The sequence below is a fragment of the Capnocytophaga sp. oral taxon 332 str. F0381 genome, assembly GCF_000318275.2.
GTDB lineage: Bacteria > Bacteroidota > Bacteroidia > Flavobacteriales > Flavobacteriaceae > Capnocytophaga > Capnocytophaga bilenii.
In genome coordinates this window covers 26,695-48,547 of sequence record NZ_KB291344.1, presented here as the reverse complement: position 1 = coordinate 48,547, position 21,853 = coordinate 26,695, and the positions used below count along the sequence as shown (strand labels likewise).

12 protein-coding genes are annotated in these 21,853 nt (G+C 38.3%); 10 read left to right on the top strand and 2 right to left on the bottom strand.

Features of this window, described 5'->3' with window-relative positions:
* Positions 1-38: 38 nt before the first annotated feature.
* Complete coding sequence (locus HMPREF9075_RS11340; RefSeq protein WP_009416734.1) at positions 39-1,607, bottom strand: exo-alpha-sialidase; 1,569 nt, start codon at positions 1,605-1,607, stop codon at positions 39-41.
* Positions 1,608-1,654: 47 nt separating this feature from the next.
* Positions 1,655-3,169, bottom strand: coding sequence for a histidine ammonia-lyase (gene hutH, locus HMPREF9075_RS11335; protein WP_009416733.1), 1,515 nt, complete (start codon positions 3,167-3,169; stop codon positions 1,655-1,657).
* A gap of 255 nt (positions 3,170-3,424) precedes the next feature.
* Between hutH and gyrA the strand changes: the two genes are divergently transcribed.
* The 10 genes from gyrA to HMPREF9075_RS11285 all read left to right on the top strand — a co-directional run bounded on the left by gyrA (position 3,425) and on the right by HMPREF9075_RS11285 (position 21,843).
* Entirely contained in the window at positions 3,425-5,938 is a 2,514-nt protein-coding gene (gyrA, locus tag HMPREF9075_RS11330; RefSeq protein WP_034557657.1) for a DNA gyrase subunit A, read from the top strand.
* A 108-nt stretch (positions 5,939-6,046) separates the two neighbouring features.
* On the top strand, positions 6,047-8,389 hold the full coding sequence (locus HMPREF9075_RS11325) for a TerD family protein (RefSeq protein WP_009416730.1): 2,343 nt from the start codon (positions 6,047-6,049) through the stop codon (positions 8,387-8,389).
* Positions 8,390-8,535: 146 nt separating this feature from the next.
* Positions 8,536-10,020: a cellulose synthase family protein gene (locus HMPREF9075_RS11320; RefSeq protein ID WP_034557654.1), complete on the top strand. Its 1,485-nt coding sequence runs from the start codon at positions 8,536-8,538 to the stop codon at positions 10,018-10,020.
* A 176-nt stretch (positions 10,021-10,196) separates the two neighbouring features.
* On the top strand, positions 10,197-11,153 hold the full coding sequence (locus HMPREF9075_RS11315; protein ID WP_009416728.1) for a nitronate monooxygenase family protein: 957 nt from the start codon (positions 10,197-10,199) through the stop codon (positions 11,151-11,153).
* A gap of 61 nt (positions 11,154-11,214) precedes the next feature.
* On the top strand, positions 11,215-13,854 hold the full coding sequence (gene alaS / locus HMPREF9075_RS11310) for an alanine--tRNA ligase (protein WP_009416727.1): 2,640 nt from the start codon (positions 11,215-11,217) through the stop codon (positions 13,852-13,854).
* A 131-nt stretch (positions 13,855-13,985) separates the two neighbouring features.
* A complete protein-coding gene (locus tag HMPREF9075_RS11305) occupies positions 13,986-15,959 on the top strand; it encodes a DUF2075 domain-containing protein (protein ID WP_009416726.1) in 1,974 nt (657 codons plus the stop codon).
* Positions 15,960-16,197: 238 nt separating this feature from the next.
* Complete coding sequence (locus tag HMPREF9075_RS11300; RefSeq protein ID WP_009416725.1) at positions 16,198-17,259, top strand: NAD(P)/FAD-dependent oxidoreductase; 1,062 nt, start codon at positions 16,198-16,200, stop codon at positions 17,257-17,259.
* Positions 17,260-17,293: 34 nt separating this feature from the next.
* Positions 17,294-18,397 carry a hypothetical protein gene (locus HMPREF9075_RS11295; RefSeq protein WP_009416724.1) on the top strand — a complete coding sequence of 368 codons (1,104 nt, stop codon included), beginning with the start codon at positions 17,294-17,296 and terminating at the stop codon, positions 18,395-18,397.
* Between the two features lie 4 nt (positions 18,398-18,401).
* Complete coding sequence (locus tag HMPREF9075_RS11290; RefSeq protein WP_009416723.1) at positions 18,402-18,737, top strand: hypothetical protein; 336 nt, start codon at positions 18,402-18,404, stop codon at positions 18,735-18,737.
* Between the two features lie 91 nt (positions 18,738-18,828).
* On the top strand, positions 18,829-21,843 hold the full coding sequence (locus HMPREF9075_RS11285; protein WP_009416722.1) for a SusC/RagA family TonB-linked outer membrane protein: 3,015 nt from the start codon (positions 18,829-18,831) through the stop codon (positions 21,841-21,843).
* Positions 21,844-21,853 lie beyond the last annotated feature (10 nt).

Here is a 21,853-nt window from a genome sequence, read left to right as displayed (position 1 = left end):
TTTTTGCAATATAACGTTTTTTTAATTTTCATAATACTTTATTTTCTCTTTTTAAGAAGCTGTTTCACAGGTATTTTCTGAAAATAAAGCTCCCCATCAGCTCCTTCATAAAGTATTGCTATCGTCTTCTTATCTACTACCGTAAGGCAAGAATAGCCCAAGCCCGCAGCTTCGTAAAGCACTGTTTGTGGCAGTTTATCCCAGCTCTTGCCTTCGTCATCGCTCACCTTAATACTCAAGTCAGTGCGCTGAGTGGCATTTGCCGGATTAGAAAATAACAAATAAGGTTTGCCCCCTTTGCCTCTGTAACGAATAATGCTTGCCATACAATTAGGCTCTACCAAGCCTAAGCGCGAAGTAGGGTGTTCTTTCCAAGTAGCGCCCATATCTGTAGTAATAGCTACCGACCTACCGTGATAATCGTCCGATAGCTCATAGTTAGTTCTATTTCTATCATCACGCATATTTAGCATTAGGCTACCATCTTCAAGCTCTACTACTTGTGCTTCGGTAGTATGCGTTTTAGCCCCTGTACCTACCTGCCAAGTAGCTCCGTGGTCTTTGCTGTAAATAATAGTAGAATGAGGCACTTGGTTTTCATCTTTAAACTGACCCGCAAATACCAAAGTACCATCTTTCATCATAATACCACTTCCCGGACCTTGAAAAAACAAGCGCCATTCTGGTCTTTTTACTTGGCTAGTAATGTTTACCGGCTTGCTCCACGTTAGTCCGTCATCTTCGCTTTTCACTACCAATAATTGCCCTGTTTCTTCAGGTGATAATCCTTGTTTAGATCCCCACCAGCTATAGGTTTTAGTATCCAAGCCGTGTTGCCATAGGCATATTACCCATATAGTATTTTTTTGTTCGTCTACCAGCACCGCAGCATCGCCCACACCATTCAGCTCCTCGGGCAAGTTACCCCAGCGTCCCATATCTACAATCTCTTTCATTGGTTCCCACGTGTGTCCACCATCAGTGCTACGGCTCATTCCTATATTGATATCCTCTTGCAAATCTTTACAATTGTTGTAGCGGTTGTCGTAAATAGCGATAAGCGTACCTTTAGGAGTCGTAACCAAACCTGGTATGCGATAACACGCTACCCCGTCTTGCTTCGGTTTTCGCAAAGTAATAGCAAAACGTTGCCCTTCTTTGCTCGTATTGCGAAGCCTAAAATTAGTAGCCAAAGTTTTAGCTTCTACGCCAGTGAGCAGCACCTTGTTTAGCAATTCGGGCTTTGCTATAGTATGCGCTGTAATCCAAACGTGTAAGCTGTCTTTTGCTAAAAGTTTATATTCCCCTTTCAGCACTACTTTGTGTGATAGCTTTTGTGTTTTGGCAAATAAAGTAGCATTTTCCTTTTTATCTCGGGTTCCTACATACACTGCTACTTGTGCCAAATCTAGTAATCGCTTTTTCGATTTAAACGAAAGTGTAAGCTGTTGCAGTGTTGCCCCCTTTTCAATAGGCAAAACAAAGGTAGTTAGCACATTCTCTTTGTCTGTAGCCAGCGGCATTTGCGGCTGACTAAATTTCATCTTCTGCTGCCCATAGCCCATAGCTACCAAGCCAATACTCAATAAAATTAATAGTCTCTTCATTGTATTTGTTGTTATAAAATTAGTCTTTAGTTGTTAGTGTTTAGTCGTTAAAATTGTACTTGTGCAGCTCGCAACATTGTTTTTGCTTTTTCCAAGTAAGGATACATTACCTTATCGTCTTTCAAGAAAGGTACTTGCTGGCGCAATAGGTCATACCAAGCTCGCGTAGTTGCCGAAAGCTCATCGTAACATCCTAGTATATCAATAGCTTGTGCAATAGTAATAGCTTCAATAGCCAATACCTCAAAAGCATTGTTTATTACCTTATGAGTAAGGGTAGCTGCATTGGTTCCCATACTTACAATATCCTGATTATCATTATTGTTAGGAATACTATGCACATACATTGGGTTAGATAGAGTTTGGTTTTCGGCAGTAGTAGAAGTCGCCGTAAATTGCACCCCTTGCATACCAAAGTTAAAACCTAATTTACCTGCATTCACAAAAGGAGGTAATAGTTCATTAATTTTAGGGTTCAAAAGATAGTTCAGTTGGCGTTCAGCAAGCATTGTAATACGTGTAATCACTATTTTGAGTTTGTCCATTTCAAGCGATATATAGTCGCCGTGAAAGTTTCCTCCGTGATATACTTGTTGCGTAGGAACATCTATTATAGGGTTATCATTTGCCGAATTTAGCTCCTCTTCTACTATGCGTTGGGTATGAGCAATAGTGTCGTATACTGCTCCCAATATCTGTGGCACACAGCGCAATGAGTAATATTCTTGTACTTTTTCTTTAAAAACTGTTTCTTGGTGTTCTCCCGTATAAAGGTGATCGGCACGCTTACGAGTACGCTTACTATCAGCCAAAAAGGTACGCATCAAGTTAGCAATTTCTTTCTGTCCGTTATGTTGTTTAGCATTGTTTAGCTCTGCAGAAAAATGATCGTCATAACTTTGTACCAACTCATTGATAGCAGTGCTAAACTTCACTGCCCATAGCAATAGCTTGTGAGCGTAGTGTAAATTCACACCTGCCAAGCCCGTCATCACCGAAGTACCGTTCATCAAAGAAAGCCCCTCTCGCAAATGTATCTGTAGTGGTTTAAGCCCCACTTGGGCAAAAACATCAGCAGTAGGGCGCCGTTTGCCTTGGTAAAAAACCTCACCTTCGCCTATGAGTACTAAGGCAAGATGCGCCAATTGCACCAAATCACCACTTGCCCCTACCCCACCGTGTTTAAAAATTAAAGGCGTAATTTGATGATTAAGCAGGTCGCACATCAGCTGTATTGCTTCTATATGCACACCCGATTTACCTAAAGACAGACTATTGAGCCTACATAATATAGCGGCACGTACCGTTTCTTCATCAAAATAATCACCACTACCAGCAGAATGACTACGTATGAGGTTATATTGCAATTGTAGCTGGTCTTCTTCTGCAATACGATATTGTGCCATAGGTCCAAATCCCGTATTTACACCATAAATAATTTTATTTTGGGCAAAACTTTTCAGAAAATCGTAGCTTTCAGTTATGTTTTTTTTATCTTCAGAAGGTATATGCACCTGCTTTTTATCAAAAACAATCGATATAAAATCTTTATAATTTCTCATAATACTATTTAAAAAAATAATTTGAGGGCAAAGATAGTAAAATAATGGTTAATGGTTAATGTTTAATGATTATTTTTTAGCTATAGGTTGAGCGAAGGTTGAGCGAAGGTTGAGCGAAGGATAAACATTGTTTTTTTGAATTATGATTAAACAATATAAAACTTTTTGGTAAAAACAACTATAATTCAAAAAAATATTGTATCTTTGCCCGCTATTAAAATTAAAAAACACATATCTTACTTAATATAAAATATGATGACTGAAGGAGAAAAATTGATTCCTGTTGATATCAGTGAAGAGATGAAATCCGCTTACATTGATTATTCAATGTCGGTAATCGTTTCACGTGCCTTACCCGATGTGCGCGATGGACTAAAACCTGTGCACCGCCGCGTGTTATTTGGTATGTACGAATTAGGCGTGCTTAGCAACCGCTCTTATAAAAAATCTGCCAGAATCGTAGGGGAAGTACTCGGTAAATACCACCCTCACGGCGATACAGCTGTATACGATACTATGGTGCGTATGGCTCAAGATTGGAGCTTGCGCTATATGCTCGTTGATGGGCAAGGTAACTTTGGCTCTATGGGAGGCGACTCGCCTGCTGCAATGCGTTATACCGAAGCTCGTATGCGCAAAATCTCCGAAGAAATGCTCTCCGACATAGAAAAAGAAACTGTCGACCATCAGCTTAATTTTGACGATACCCTACAAGAACCTACTGTATTACCCACTCGCATCCCCAACCTTTTGGTAAATGGCTCTGCAGGTATCGCAGTAGGCATGGCTACTAATATGGCTCCTCATAACCTTAGCGAAGTAATAGATGGTACTATCGCTTATATTGATAATAACGACATTGAAATTGACGAACTTATCAAATATATCAAAGCCCCTGACTTCCCTACAGGTGGTATTATCTACGGCTATGAAGGTGTAAAAGAGGCTTTCAAAACAGGACGCGGGCGTATTATCGTCCGTGCCAAAGCTGAGTTCCAAGAGGTAAGAGGCAAAGAATGTATCGTAGTATCAGAAGTGCCTTATCAGGTAAACACTGCTGACCTTATAAAAAAGACAGCTGACCTTGTGAAAGAGGGCAAACTCGAAGGCATCTCCGATGTACGCGATGAGTCTGCTCGTGGTAAAATGCGTATTGTTTATATTTTAAAACGCGATGCTGTGCCTAATATAGTGCTGAACAATTTGTTTAAACACACTGAATTGCAAACCTCCTTCAGTGTGAATAACATCGCTTTAGTAAAAGGTCGCCCAGAGTTGCTAAACCTCAAAGACCTTATCCATCACTTTGTAGAACACCGCCACGAAGTGGTATATCGCCGCACCGACTTTGAACTGCGAAAAGCCAAAGAGCGTATCCACATCTTGGAAGGATTTATGAAGGTAATGGCTACCGAAGACACTATGGGTAAAGCTATCGAAATTATCCGTTTTCACGACAAGCCTAAAGAGGATTTAATCGCAGAATTCGACCTTACTGACATACAAGCTGAAGCTATTTTGGCATTAGCGCTACGCCGCATTAATAAAGCGTTGATTTTGCAAACCAAAGAAGAGTACGAACAAAAATTACTCGAAATACAAGACCTTGAGGATATATTAGCTCGCAAAGAACGCCGCGTAGAGATTATCAAACAAGAACTTCTTGAAATAAAAGAAAAATATGGCGATGAACGCCGCTCTGTAATTGAATATGCAGGAGGCGAATTTAGTGTAGAAGATATGATACCCGATGATAAAGTGGTGATTACTATCTCACACGCTGGCTATATCAAACGCACTCTATTGAGCGAATACAAAACCCAAAGCCGTGGAGGAGTAGGACAAAAAGCTTCTACTACCCGCGACCAAGATTTCTTAGAGCACCTATTCGTAAGCTCCAACCACCAGTATATGTTGTTCTTTACTCAAAAAGGAAAATGTTTCTGGCTGCGAGTATACGAAATACCCGAAGGTAGCAAAACAGCCAAAGGACGCGCTATTCAAAACCTTATCAACATTGAGCAAGATGATAAAATTAAGGCTTTTGTAAGCGTTCAAAATCTTAAAGACGAAGAATACATCAATAACAACTACCTGATTATGGCTACTAAACAGGGAATTGTTAAAAAGACTTTGTTGGTAGAATACTCACGCCCTCGCCAAAATGGTATCAATGCAATTACTATAAAAGAAGGTGATGAGCTCATAGAAGCAAAACTTACTTCGGGCAACAGCCAGCTGATGTTGGCAGTAAAATCAGGACGTGCTATCCGTTTTGCTGAAGACAAAGTGCGTGCTGTAGGACGTAATTCACAAGGCGTACGCGGTATTGATTTAGACCCTGAAAACGATGAGGTAGTAGGTATGATTGCTATCGAAAACCCACTTGAAGAGACCGTATTGGTAGTATCTGAAAATGGTTACGGAAAGCGTTCGTATATAGATGACCCTGAAACACACGAAGCGGTATATCGCATCACCAATCGTGGCGGTAAAGGGGTAAAAACGATTTCTATCACCGATAAAACAGGTAATTTAGTAGCTATCAAGAGTGTTTTAGCAGGCGAAGACCTGATGATTATTAACAAATCGGGTATTGCAATACGCTTGCCTATAGACGACCTTCGTATATTAGGGCGTGCAACACAAGGAGTAAAACTTATCAATATCAAAGGTAAAGACTCTATTGCTGCCGTTACTAAAGTAATGAAAGAAGACGATGAAGAAGACGAAACCACTGAAGTGGTAGAAGCTCCTGCTGAAGAATAAAGAAAGATTGTGTTCATATTGATAAAGAAAGGTCAAACGGAAGTTACTTCATTTCTCTGTTAGGTAAGAATTTACTTCCGTGATTACCTTTCTTTTTTATTTTATACTATGGAAAAGACAACCGCTTTACTAAAAGTTGCTCTTAGGCAAAATGCACTTTATATTCCTGATAGTATGGTCTCACAAAGAACTATACAACCAGAAACGTTGGAATTGGTAGCTGCCTTGCGCAAGCACGGCTTTGGCGTTACCGAAAGCCTCTTGCACGCTATCAATGGTACCGATAACGAGTATCGCCAATTGGTGGTGCACACTATCAAGCAAATACTCAATGTAAAACTCAATTGGGCACCCCTTATCAAAAATTGGGAAGTACCTACAGGCGAGGGTGCAATAGACCATATCATCACCGCTTTCTACAACCAATATCCTGATTTAATAAAGAATGATGATTATATTTGTTATTGGTATGATCACGATGATTATAATGAGGCAAATAGCATTGACAACTACAATAGAGAATATTTCACTCATAAACACGAGCGTTTTTTAGCTTGTGGGCATTATATCCCTTATGGTACTTTCCCTTTGTGGCGTTATAATGGCTGCCCTTTCTGTGGTACACCTTTTGAGTTAGGAAAGATAGAACATACTGAACAAGGTAGCAAACTCAAAATTCTTGACCTTTGGCGTGATGCAGAGGCTAATACTTATTACCAAAATCTATTGGCTTCCAAAACTGCTTTAGATGCTACCCAAATAGATTCTCTCAAACGCTTGTTGCCTTATTTTTCAGTAGCAAAAGAAACTACTATTGAAATGAAAGAAACACTCATTTTAGTAGTTGATAATTATCTTTTTTCCGAAGGGAATGAAGCAGAAGCAGGGGCTTGTTTTCGTACTCCTACTGATATTCTACGCTATTTGTGGTATAAAAAGACAGGATTTTTGCAGCTAATACCTCCAAAAACAATTGTTACTAAAAATGCTAAAAACTACAGCCATATTGTTTATCCTTTAAATAAAAGTGAAGAAGCTAAAATAGAAGCTAAAGAAGAACTTCGCTTGAAATACTCGCGTATTGAATGTATGAGGGTGGCACGCTGGCTCAATGCATTACCTCTTTCAGCCGAAAAATCTTGTGAGTTAATGCACCCCAAGCGTGAGATGTGGGTGCGCTTTATCCGTGCCTTACGTTTAGCTGAATACAGCAAGAAAAAAGGATTTGAAAAGCTTGCCACGCTACTAGATATCTTTTATCATCAGAAATATGAAGTGTGGCAAGGCAAGGTTCAGCAGGCTTATTTAAATGTAGATACCGATGCTGTTTTAGGTTATCTAAAAGAGCGACCTTCTCAGTTTGCACGTTCACTATTCGCTACAATGTTGTGGGTAGGCGCTGAAAGTACTATCACTGCCTTTAAAGAGGTGATAGACCAAGTGCCTATACGCTTGCTCTTTAGTCTTAATAATTACGCCGACTTTTACTTTACACCACAAGGTACACGCCCTATAAAAATCATTACAGGCGATTATATAAATGCCCCTAAAAATCAATGGGTAATAGGCTATAACGAAGAGCAATTAGCCCAGATGAAAACAGCTATAGAAGAGCTTTGCTTGTGGGCAATACGCCGAAAGTTCGCTGCACAACCTAATCCCCATAAAACAATATTTATAGATGAACAACTATACCATATCCCTTTACCTATAGGCGATAGAAGTACTACTATACACGATTTTAATGCAACCCTAATGGGTACGAAATTCCCTTTAGAGGGCAACGAGATACGCCTTTTTATGCAATGGGGTAAAGACCTTCCTGCCCAGCATCTCGATATGGATTTATCTTGTCATATCATCTTTGATAAAGAGCGTGATATGTGCTTTTTTGGCAAGCTTACCGCTACGGGGTGTCAGCATAGTGGCGATATTCGCAGTATTCCTAACAAGGTAGGTACTGCCGAGTATATCAATATTGATGTGAACACCTTACGCCAAAAGAAAGCTAAATACGTAACTTTTGTGTGCAATGCTTATTCTAATGGGGCATTATCACCTAATTTAGTAGTAGGTTGGATGGATAGTAAGTACGAGATGAAAGTATCCGAGCGCACAGGAGTGGCTTACGATCCTTCTACCGTCATTCATCAGGTACGTATTACCCAGCCGCTACAAAAGGGACTCCTCTTTGGTATCTTAGATGTAGAAGCTAAAGAGATTATTTGGCTAGAACTGCCTTTCCAAGGACAAGTAGCCAATGATCTTTCTCTCGATACTGTAAAAGCACTACTTGATAAACTAAATGCTAAAACTACTATTGGCAACCTGCTAACCCTCAAAGCCGAAGCTCAAGGGTTGCAGATAGTTAATGATAAAACAATCGCCGATGAAGTATATGATATGCGATGGGCTGCAAAAGAAGCTTCTGTTCTAAATGCCTTATTTTGAGCAATGTTGGCTATAAAGAGATTTATAACTTACCACTAATAATCAAATAGTTATATTTTTTTTATGAAAATAATTAGCATTTTCACTTGGTTAATTCAAAAAAAACTGTACTTTTGCAGCATCAGAATAAACAGTTTCAAATAATTATGGCAACAATTATTAATTATACAATTATCATTATCTATTGTACTGCTCTGATATTGATATTTTTGTACAGTATTTCGATGTTCAGTTTGTTACTCAACTACCTGAAACATCGCAAACAAAATGATGAGTCTCCTAAGTTCAATTTACTTGACCCTAAAGAGATTCCCTACGTAACTATTCAGCTGCCACTTTACAATGAAAAGTACGTAGTACCTCGCCTACTTGAAAATATTGCAAAATTGGAGTATCCACGTACTAAACTTGAAATTCAAGTACTTGATGACTCTACTGACGAATCTGTTGCTGAAACAGCTCAGATAGTTAAAGATTTACAAGCTACAGGCTTAGATATTAAGCATATACGCCGCGAAAATCGTCAGGGTTTCAAAGCCGGTGCCTTAAAAGAAGGATTGGCTGTTGCTAAAGGTGATTTTATAGCTATTTTTGATGCTGATTTCCTTCCACAACCCGACTGGCTAAAACGCACCGTTATCTATTTTAAAGATCCTGAAATTGGGGTAGTACAAACACGTTGGGGGCATATCAATCGTAATTATTCTATTCTTACTAAAATACAAGCCCTTGCTCTTGATGTTCACTTCACTTTAGAGCAAGTAGGTCGTAATTCTAAAGGATATTTTATCAACTTCAATGGTACTGCGGGCATCTGGCGCAAAGCGTGTATTTACGATGCAGGTAACTGGGAAGGTGATACGCTTACAGAAGACCTTGACCTTAGCTATCGTGCACAGCTTAAAAACTGGAAGTTCAAATATTTAGAAGATGTAGAAACACCTGCTGAACTACCTGTAGTTATCTCAGCAGCACGCTCACAACAGTTCCGTTGGAACAAAGGGGGAGCTGAAAACTTCCGCAAAACAGTAAGCCGAGTGCTAGCTGCTAAAAATATTAGCTGGAAAACGAAGTTCCACGGAGTAATGCACCTTTTGAATAGCTCGATGTTCTTATGGGTGTTTATTACCGCTATCTTCAGTATTCCTATGCTGTACCTTAAGAACATTTACGGACACTTAGGGTGGATATTCCATATCACAAGCTTCTTTATTACTAGTACAATTATATTGTTTATTTGCTATTGGTTTACTTATCGAAACTTACAAGGAAAAACTTTTGATGACTTTTTGGAGTATGTAAAGTTGTTCTTTACATTCTTTTCAGTAGCTTTAGGATTTTCATTCCACAATACTATTGCTGTACTTGAAGGGCATACTGGCAAACGTAGCGAGTTTGTACGTACACCTAAGTTTAATATCAATTCACTAAGTGATAGCTGGAAGAATAACAAATATATCAATACAAAGCTATCGCCTAATATGATTATTGAGTTTTTACTAATGTTATACTTTATATTTGGTTTGTATAGTGCAATTCATTTAAACGACTTTGGTATGTTTCCTTTCCATTGTATGCTTACTTTAGGATTTGGGTTTGTATTCTTCAAATCACTTACTTCAAAAGCCTAAATGGATTAACAAATTTTGAAAATTAGTAAATTAAAATATAAGTTAAAATAAAGGGTTGTCTGTAAAAAAGACGACCCTTTTTAGCAATAAATAGAAAAAAAAGATGACTTTTTGAGGCTCTTATTAACGACCTTTTTTCAAGAGCAGAATTAGATTAGAAATAGTTTTGATAGGCTATGAAAACAAGAATAACAGAACTTTTTGGTATTCAATACCCTATTATTCAAGGGGGTATGATATGGGCAAGCGGCTGGCGGTTAGCGGCAGCTGTAAGTAATGCCGGCGGATTGGGCTTGCTAGGGGCTGGCTCTATGCACCCCGAAACCCTTACAGAACACATACGCAAATGCAAAGCGGCTACTGATAAACCTTTTGGAGTAAATATCCCCATTATGTACCCCGAAATGGACAAAGCTATAGAAGTAATTTTACGCGAAGGGGTAAAGATTGTTTTTACTTCGGCTGGTAATCCTGCTACCTACACCTCTTTACTGCAAAAAGAAGGTATAAAAGTAGCACACGTGGTAAGCAGTAGTAAGTTTGCTCTGAAAGCACAAGCTGCAGGCGTTGATGCTGTGGTTGCTGAAGGCTTTGAGGCAGGCGGACATAATGGTCGTGAGGAAACGACTACAATGGTACTTATCCCTGCGGTACGGCGAATGTTAAACATTCCGCTGATTGCTGCTGGGGGAATAGCCACTGGTAGTGCAATGTTGGCAGCTATGGCTTTAGGGGCTGAAGGCGTGCAAGTAGGGAGTCGGTTTGTAGCCACTGCCGAAGCCTCTGTACACCCTGCTTTCAAAGAAAAGGTGATTGCTGCAGGCGAAGGAGATACTGAACTCACACTGAAAGAATTAGCCCCTGTACGTTTGCTGAAGAATGGCTTTTATCAGCAAGTAAAAGACCTATATAATACCCAACAAGCTACCGTTGCTAACCTACAAGCCTTAGTGGGCAATAGGCGTACCAAACGAGGAATGTTTGAGGGCGATATGGCTGAAGGAGAATTGGAGATAGGACAGGTAGCGGCACTAATAGATAAGGTTCAGACTGCTAAAGAGGTGATTGATGAGATGATGAATGATTGTAATACAAGAATACAACAGTTAAAAAGTTTGTTTGTATTGCATTAATTTTGTAATTTTGCCGCCTGAAATATAATAATTAACCTTATTCACCCTAAATTAGAAATATATGACTTCACAAGAAATAAGACAGCAATTCCTAAAATTCTTTGAGAGCAAAGGGCATACTATCGTCCCTTCTGCTCCTATGGTTATTAAAAACGACCCTACCCTGATGTTTACGAACGCGGGTATGAACCAGTTTAAAGAGTTTTTCCTCGGCAATGCTAAACCTAAACACACACGCGTGGTAGATACTCAAAAATGTTTGCGCGTATCGGGTAAGCACAACGACCTCGAAGAGGTAGGGCGAGACACCTATCACCATACGATGTTCGAGATGCTGGGCAACTGGTCTTTTGGCGACTACTTCAAAAAAGAAGCCATTAGCTGGGCGTGGGAACTGCTGACTGAAGTATATAAAATACCAAAAGAACACCTTTACGTAACGGTGTTTGAAGGTAGTGAGGAAGAGGGTGTGCCTTTTGACCAAGAAGCTTACGATATATGGAAAGAACGTATAGCTGAAGACCATATTTTACTCGGAAATAAGAAAGATAACTTCTGGGAAATGGGCGATCAAGGTCCTTGTGGTCCTTGTACCGAAATACACGTAGATATTCGTTCTGATGAAGAAAAAGCTAAAATAGCAGGGCGAGACCTTGTCAATAACGACCATCCTCAAGTGATTGAGATTTGGAACAACGTATTTATGGAGTTCAACCGCAAAGCTGATGGCAGCCTCGAGAAACTTCCTTCTAAAAACGTGGATACAGGTATGGGCTTTGAACGCCTCTGTATGGTATTGCAGAAAAAGCAATCAAACTATGACACTGATGTATTTACTCCGCTAATTCAGAAAGTAGAAGAGATTACCAAAAGCAAATATTATACAGGCAGCAATGTAAGTACCGAACAAGAGCAGATAAACATTGCTATTCGCGTGATTTCAGACCATATAAGGGCGGTAGCTTTTGCCATAGCAGACGGGCAGTTGCCTTCTAATAACGGAGCTGGTTATGTAATACGCCGTATTCTGCGCCGTGCTATCCGCTATGGTTTCACTTTCCTAAATCAAAAAGAACCTTTTATCTATAAATTGGTAGAAACACTTGTGAAACAAATGGGCGGTACTTTCCCCGAATTGGAGAAACAAGCGTTTATCATTATGAGTGTGATAAAAGAAGAGGAAAACTCTTTCTTGCGCACACTCGAACAAGGATTGCTGATGCTGGATGTGATGATACAAAACGCTACCAATAAACAGTTATCGGGTGTTAAGGCTTTTGAACTATACGACACTTACGGATTCCCTAAAGATTTAACTGCTCTTATACTTTCTGAAAAAGGATTGACTTTAGACGAGGCAGGATTTGAAGAGAACCTACAAAAGCAAAAAGAGCGTTCGCGTGCGGCTGCTCAAGTAAAAGCAGGCGATTGGGTAGTTCTTCGAGAAGACGAAGAAGAAGAATTTATAGGCTACGATACATTAGAGGCTGTGGTACGCCTTGTAAAATACCGCAAAGTGGAGAGCCAAAAAGACGGTACACACTACCAATTGGTGTTCAATACCACACCTTTCTATGCTGAAGGGGGCGGACAAGTAGGCGACAAAGGTACGCTACAGTCGGCTAATGGCGAGTTGGTGTACATATTAGATACTAAAAAGGAAAACAACCTTATCATACACATAGCAGAGCACTTGCCTGAAAACCTAACTGACCCATTTAAAGCGGAAGTACATCCGTTATCACGTCAGTTGGCAGAAGCTAACCATAGTGCTACCCACCTATTGCACCAAGCCTTGCGCGAGGTATTGGGTACGCACGTAGAGCAAAAAGGGTCGCGTGTATCGCCAGAAACCCTTCGTTTTGACTTCTCTCACTTTGCCAAGCTAACTGATGAGGAATTAAGCGAAGTAGAACGCATAGTAAACAGACGTATTTGGGAAAAGATACCACTACAAGAGCATCGCAATATACCTATACAACAAGCGATAGAAGCGGGTGCTATGGCGCTATTTGGCGAAAAGTATGGCGACCACGTGCGAATGATACAATTTGGCGACAGCAGAGAGCTTTGTGGAGGTACACACGTAAAGAATACTGGTGATATATGGTTCTTCAAAATTCTTTCAGAAGGAGCTGTTGCTGCTGGTATCCGTAGGATAGAAGCTATCACTTGCGGAGGGGCTATGAAGTACTTTGCAGAGCAAGAAAAGTTAGTAGATAACATCAAAACTACCCTCAAAAACGTACAAGATCCTATCAAAGCTATCGTACACCTACAAGAAGAGAATGCACAACTGCACAAAGAGTTAGAGCTACTGAAGAAAGAGCAAGCTAAGAACCTAAAGGTATCTCTGAAAAATGAATTTGCTTCTATCAATGGGGTACAATGCCTTATCAAACAGCTCGATTTAGATACAACTACCCTCAAAGATCTCGCTTTTCAGTTAGGCAATGAGGTAGAAAATCCGTTTGTTTTATTTGGTTCGGCATACGAAGGCAAAGCTTTATTATTGTGCTATATCGGTAAAGAGCTTGCTCAAGCCAAAGGGTTAGATGCAGGCAAAATAGTAAGAGAATTAGGCAAATACATACACGGCGGTGGCGGTGGGCAGCCTTTCTTTGCTACAGCGGGGGGTAAAAATCCCGAAGGCATAGCCGAAGCCCTCGAAAAAGCACAAGCACTCGTTAAAGGGGAGTAAGTAATATAAATTTCATAATTTATCACAGTGTTTGCTTTTGTCATAATTTATGCAAGCTTTAAATAGGTAGCTTGCCGTTTAATAAAAAAGAACGTCGTTTATTCTGTATTTTGGAGAAAAGAAAAAATATTATGCTTAATTATTATTACTCAGATAAAATATCAGATTTTTGCAAAAAACCTTCAGAAACAATCATAGGAGAGATTTCTGTAAATGGACGTTTGGGGCATATTGACACAGAGTTACGCGCTTGGGAGCATCAGATAAATATTTTAAAAAATACATTAACTGGGTATGAGGGTAATCTATTTTTTGAGTTTTCTATACCAAGAATGGGAAAACGAGTAGATTGCTTGCTAATTATTAAAAATATCATTTTTATCCTTGAATTTAAAGTATTTGAAAAAGACTTTAAAAATAAGGATTTGGAACAAGTGTGGGATTATGCTTTAGATTTAAAGAACTTCCATCAACCAAGTCGTCAAGCTTTATTAGTACCTATACTAGTTGCTACAGATGCTAAATCATCTCCTTTTGAAGTTGTTCTATCAAGTCTCAATGATAATCTAATTAATCCTTTGAAAACAAATGCAAAGGATTTAGGAGAATTGCTAAAGCATATTTTAGCTTCTTTTCAGAATGAAAAAGCTATAAATAGTCAAGAATATGTTTCAGGAAGTTATTCACCTACTCCCACCATTATTGAGGCTGCTATAAATCTCTATAACAATCACAATGTTGAAGAGATTACAAGAAATGATGCTGATGCTACAAACCTAAACATTACTACAAATTATATTTCTGAAACTATTGAATATGCTAAAAATAATAGTAAGAAAATCATTTGTTTTGTAACAGGGGTACCCGGTGCAGGAAAAACATTAGTAGGCTTAAAAGTTGCCACAGAACATTTAGATAAAGAAAAAGGAAATACAAGTGTTTTCCTTTCTGGAAATAAGCCACTTGTTGATATTTTACAGGAAGCATTGGCAAGAGATAAAGTAAGCCAAGAGAAAAATAAAGGTAATAAAATTACAAAAAACCAAGCAAGAGATAATATAAAGACTTTTATACAAATCATACATCACTATCGTGATGAATATCTTAGAGATAAAAACGCTCCTTATGACCATGTAGCTATTTTTGATGAAGCTCAAAGAACTTGGAATAAAAAACAAACAGTAGATTTTATGGAGCGTAAAAAAGGAATCGTTGGTTTTAAATATTCTGAACCTGAGTTTTTAATATCTTGTTTAGATAGACATAAAGACTGGGCTGTTATTATCTGTTTAGTAGGTGGTGGACAAGAAATTAATACTGGAGAAGGAGGTATTACAGAATGGTTAGAAGCAATAAAAAATAGTTTTCCTAAATGGGAAACAAGAATATCACCAAACCTTTCTAATAAAGAATATGCAGCAGAAGAATCTATATATCAACTACAACAAAATAATAAAGTACTATTTGATAGAAAACTTCATTTAGCTGTTTCTATGCGTTCATTTAGAGCTGAATATTTATCAAAATTCGTAAAAGAATTATTAGATATTAATTACAATGCAAAAGAGACTTTGAAGGAATTAAAAGATAAATATCCTATTGTACTAACAAGAGATATTGACAAAGCTAAAGAATGGATAAAAAAACAAGCTAGAGGTAGTGAACGATATGGCATTGTTGTCTCTTCACAAGCATATAGATTAAAGCCTTTAGCTATTGATGTTAGAACTGATATAAATTATATTAATTGGTTTTTAGGAGATAAAGATGATGTTCGTTCCTCATTTTTTTTAGAAGATGCAGCTACAGAATTTCATATACAGGGATTGGAACTTGATTGGGTATGTTTAGTTTGGGATGCTAACTTGCGATTTTCTGAAGAAGGATGGGGTACTTTTTCCTTCAAAAAGAATAAATGGGAGAATATTCATAAAGATGAAAATAGAAAGTATTTGATAAATGCTTACAGAGTATTACTAACACGAGCTAGACAAGGAATAATAATTATTGTTCCTGAAGGAGATAAAGATGACAAAACTCGTAATCCTTCTTTCTATACACCAACTTATGATTATTTAAAAAACATAGGAATATATACATTATAATTATTCCAGATTTTACATTAGAATATAAACTACTTTTCGTATTCTACTCGTGAAAATCCTGTAATAGGGGCTTCTAATTTCTGTGTATCACGGTTATTAATCTAAGAAAAACTCATATCAAAATCTATAAAATTTGTGTGAGATCTAAACTATTTGTAAGTTAATTCGTCTATAAAAAACATAATTCAAAATTCGTAATTCAAAATTATTTTGTACCTTTGCACAAAATCATTTAATAATGAAAGAGACAGACATCATCATCATAGGGGCAGGTCCTACAGGGCTCTTTGCGGTTTTTGAGGCAGGATTGCTGCGATTGAAGTGTCACCTTATTGACACCCTACCCCAAGTGGGCGGACAGCTGACAGAGCTATACCCCAAGAAACCTATTTTTGATATCCCTGGTTACCCTAGTGTGGGGGCTCTTGAGTTGGTAGACAACCTAATGGAGCAAATTAAGCAGTATCAGCCTGAATTTACCTTAGGCGAAACTGCTATGACTCTCACTAAAAATGATGATGGTACTTTCATTGTTACCACTGATGCCGGTACGCAAATAAAAGGCAAGGCTGTGGCTATTGCTGGTGGATTAGGTACCTTTGAACCTCGCAAACCTGAGATTGAAAATATAGCTCAATACGAGGGCAAAGGAGTGGTTTATTTTGTAAAGAACCCTGAAAGTTATGCTGGCAAACACGTAGTAATAGCAGGGGGAGGTGATTCTGCTCTCGATTGGAGTATCTATTTAGCTGAGAAAGTAAATACTGCCTCAGTTACCTTAGTGCATAGGCGCAATGAATTTAGAGGTGCTTTAGATTCGGTAGAAAAGGTAAAAGCCCTAAAAGCTGCAGGGAAAATCAATCTCAAAACGCCTTATGAAGTGGTAGGTCTCATAGGAGAAAACCAATTAGAAAAGGTAGTATTGGAGCAAGAGGGGGGCGATAAAGAGGAACTTGTTGCTGGTGCTTTTATACCTCTTTTCGGGCTTACTCCTAAATTAGGACCTATAGCTACTTGGGGGGTTGAGATAGAAAAGAACGCTGTAAAAGTAAATAATGCTTTAGATTATCAAACTTGCATAGAGGGTGTATATGCTATAGGCGATGTAAATACCTACCCAGGTAAATTAAAGCTCATACTCTGTGGTTTTCACGAAGCTACCCTAATGTGTCAAAGTGTCTATAACCGTATCTATCCAAACAAAAAGTATGTACTCAAATACACTACAGTAGTGGGTATTGATGGTTTTGACGGCACTCGCAAAGAAGCTGAAAAAGCAGTAATAAAATCAATTGACTAATTAAAGAGACTACTAATTTAATAACTAAATAAAAATGAAGAGCATAAATGTACTATTAGCAGGTATTTTTTTATTTTGTTGTGCTTTAGGACAGGCGCAAATAGACACTATTAGCAGTAAAACACTTCTACTAAAGGGTAAAATAAAAAAAGTAGAAGATTTTTCATTCTTATTAGAAGAAAACCCTCAAGGAACAAGGAAATTTAACGGGAAAACCTACAATGTATTTCCTTATTCAGAAGAATGGGGTATTGAAAGAGATGTAACCAAGACATCTAAAACTAATATCGCGTACATTTTTGATAATAATGGACGCAATATTGAGGTAATTACTTTTAATGCTGAAGACCAACCTTTTGGTGGAATGCAATTTTACTATGATAAAAATGGTAAAGTTGTTAAATCATTATCTACTTTTATTACAGGGGACGGCGAACTGAAAGTGAATCGTCAGTACTTCTACAATGAGAAGAACCAGCTTGTAAAAATAGATGAGAGTGATGCAGTTACTAATGAGTGGCTTATTACTATTACTTATAAATATGATGATTACGGAAATAATATTGAGAAGAATAAAGTAGCGAGTGTATCGGCTTTAGAAAAGGATATACAACGTTATGAGTCTAAAAACTTAATATTGGAACGTAAAATACGTCCTGAATATACTCGTGAAAAATCGTATAAATACAACAATTTAAACAAAGTAAGTGAAACTGAGGACAAATTAGTAGATAAAAATGTATTCTTAAAAACAGAAAATGAATACGACAAAGAGGGACGACTTTCAAAAGCTAAATTTTTAAACGAATCTAAGCAAGAGACTATTTGTACATATAAATACAACAAAGCTGGAAAACTTATCCAAAGTATCTGTACGGCTAATGATGACCCTAACTTTTATGTTGAAACAAACTATACTTTTACTAAATCGGGCGAAACAGAAGTTATTAAAGGTCGCAAACAAATAGCTTCTACAAAAGTATTTGAAAATAACTTACTTACTGCATACTCAACCCCCGAATTTAGCTACAAATACGAATATGTTTTTGACAAAATGGGCAACTGGGTACAAATATTAATGATAGAAGATGGTAAACCTATAGTGGCTCGCATACGTAAAATTGAATACTTCAAATAATTAAATGAGTGATATACATTTAAAAATAACCGATAGAGAGGGGCTTCTATATGAGATAGAAGCCCCTACTGATATGAATATGAACCTGATGGAGGTAATGCGTGCCTACGAAATAGCCCAAGATGGCGAAATAGGTATCTGTGGGGGTATGGCAATGTGTGCTTCGTGTCAGTGTTATGTACAAAATGAAAATGAGGTAAAACTTCCCGAAATGGGTGAAGAGGAGCAAGCTATGCTTTTTGAAGCCTCTCACGTAAAACCTAATAGCCGATTAGGCTGCCAAATACCTATAACTCCTGAATTGGAAGGGCTTGAAGTAATACTCGCCCCTCTTTCATAAGAGAAATAGACTTCAGAAAAAATATTTCTTAATTTTGCTATTTAGATAAGATAAAAATACTATCTTTGTACCCGTAAAGAAGAATACATTTATGAAATACTTTGTACGGGCGTTTATATTGCTGTCTTTCTTTCAGGCAGTTGCACAAAATCATTACAATCTAAGAGGAATAGTAACCGATGCTGATGGACTGCCATTAGCTGGTGCTACCGTACAAATAGTAGGTACTTTACAAGGAATAATCACCAATGATAAAGGTGAGTTCTTTTTATATACATCGCGACCAAAAGGTACTCTTATCTTCAGTTTTATGGGAATGAAAACTATAAAACACCCTTTTCAGGGAGATACAACCTTCAAAATACAAATGGAAGATGATACTATGGTGTTAGAAGGTGTACAACTCGTTGCCAAGCAGAATATTAATGAAATTGATGCGCGTTCCAAAACTGGAAATGTGGAAACTATAGCAATAAAAGACCTCAAAAATACCCCTGTAGCAAGCTTAGCCTTAGCCTTACAAGGTAAAACCCCTGGTATGCGTATTATCAATCGTGGTGAATTAGGTTCTAAACCCGAAATTCGCATACGAGGCAACTCATCGCTCCGCAAAGGTGATGATGCTAACCAGCCGCTCTTTATCTTAGATGGCAAAATGATTTCTGCTGAAACTTTCTATTATCTCAATCCCGAAGACATCAAAGAAATGAAAGTACTAAAAGATGCTGTAGCTACTGCTCTTTATGGCATCAAAGCTTCTAATGGTGTTATAGAAATCACCTCAAAACGCGGGGGTGAAAAAACTTTTAGCTATCATATGCAAACGGGCTTTACGATGCCTTCGCCTCTAAAAGTACAATTGATGAATAGTACTGAAAAATTAGCCTTGGAACGCCTCCTAAAAAAAGAAGAAACCCCTGGCTATCTGTACAGCGAAGAGTATATAAACCGCAGATATTCAGGTAGTGAGCTTCCTTTACGTTTAGCCGAAGGGCAACGCAAGTTAGATTCATTGCGCCGTATCAATACCGATTGGCACAAAGAGCTGACCAACTTGCAAGTTTTCCAAAAACACGACCTCAGCTTCCAAAATGGAAATGATAATAACAATTACTATTTCTCATTAGGTTATCTGCAGCAAGATGGACAAATAAAAGGCAACGGGCTACAACGCCTCTCTTCTCGCTTTGCTATCGACCAAAATATCACTAAAAATGCCGTAGCTACACTTTCTATGAATGGTGCTTATGCTAAACTCAATACGCCCAATGGTGCTCACTTCTCTACCGAAGAACTCATCTATAACCTCAATCCTTACGAAACTACTAATTCTCAGCGGCTTTACTCCTACCCCGACAGAAGTTATGCAGACCTTTTCAATCAGTTTAGTGGTGAAAAAACTACTAAAAATATAGGAGCTTCTCTCAGCTTCAATTGGAAAATTACCTCTTCTTTAGATATTTCAGCTGTAGCTGGTTTAGACTATTCATTGGCTGATGACCTCCAAATAACTCCTGAAACAGCTTATTCTGAACAACGATCTGGGCGTGCTCAAAATGCCTTGGGGACACTTTACCAATCGCGTAATACACTCACTAATATCACCGCAAACACGCGCATAAACTATCAAAAAACAATAGGAAAACACGATTTTACCTTAGGCGCAAATGCCGATAACTACACTACTATTACCGACAATCTTTCAGTAGTTGGACACGGGTTATATGGTAAAATACGCTCGGTAGCTGCTATTGACAATTCGCTTACTGGGGCAGGAAAACCCACTATAGGAGGACGTAAACAAACCGACCGCAATCTCGGTTTCGGGGCGCTCACTGCCTATACCTATAATAATATTTACAACCTTTTCGGTACTTATAAATTAGATGCCTCTTCAATCTTGCCTAAAGAAAAACGTTGGAATAGTGCTTGGGCTATAGGTGCAAGTATCAACTTTAAACAATATCCTTTCTTGCAAGACTCTCAGTGGATAAATGACCTCGATTTGCGTGCTTCTTATGGGCATACTGCCAATGCACAAGCCATTTCGCCTTCACTCATTACTGCTACTTTTAAATATTTAGCTGAAAACTATGCCGACACGCGTATTATGACCATCAATTCGCTGCCCAACAAAGATTTAAAAGCTGAACAAAACCAAATTACCGACCTTGGACTCTCTGCTACTATTCTTAAAACCAACCTGCAATTCTCTATCTACAAACGCATTACCAAAGATGCCTTGTTAAGCATTCCTATTCCCTCATCTGCAGGCTTTGACCTACAAATGCAAAATGTAGGGATATTAGAAAATAAAGGTTTTGAAGTAAGTATACGACAACCCATTTACTCTAATGAAGACTACTACATCAGCTGGGGTGGCAATATATCTTACAACCAAAATAAAGTTACTAACCTATACGGAAAAGACCGCATCTATACTTCTGCTGAACAAAAAATACCCGAATATCAGTTAGGCAAATCTACTGATGCACTCTACGGACTTAATTCTACGGGTATCAACCCTATTACAGGTTTGCCCGAATTTATCACTGCCGATGGGCGACAAGTAGATGCTAATACTGCGCTTTCTGCAGATGATTATATTTATTTAGGAATGGCATCACCTCCCTTTAGTGGAAGTTGTAACCTTTATTTTAGTTATAAAAAATGGGAACTTACTGCTGATTTTTATTACACTATTGGCGGTAAACGAAGCTATTCAAGCAAATACATACGTAATACCGACACCGCACGCTATAATGCTGCTAAAGCACAACTTACTGATATGTGGTGGCAAGTGGGCGATGAAAATAAGCGCTACCCTACCCCATTCCATTCTGCCTCTGCTATTGAAAATTTAAGTCAGCCTAACAACAAAAACTTAATGAGTACTAACTTCCTACGCTTTTCAAACCTCTCTTTGCGTTATCAGCTCAGCAAAGAAATGTTACAGAGTATAGGTAACCTACGTTATGCTACTATTGGTCTCACTACAGCCAATATCGCTGTATGGTCGGGCTATAAGGATAGCGACCCCGAAACAAGTAACATCGTCAATCCTTTGCCTCCTACTATTACTCTTAATTTAAATATTACCTTTTAAAAAAGCACCG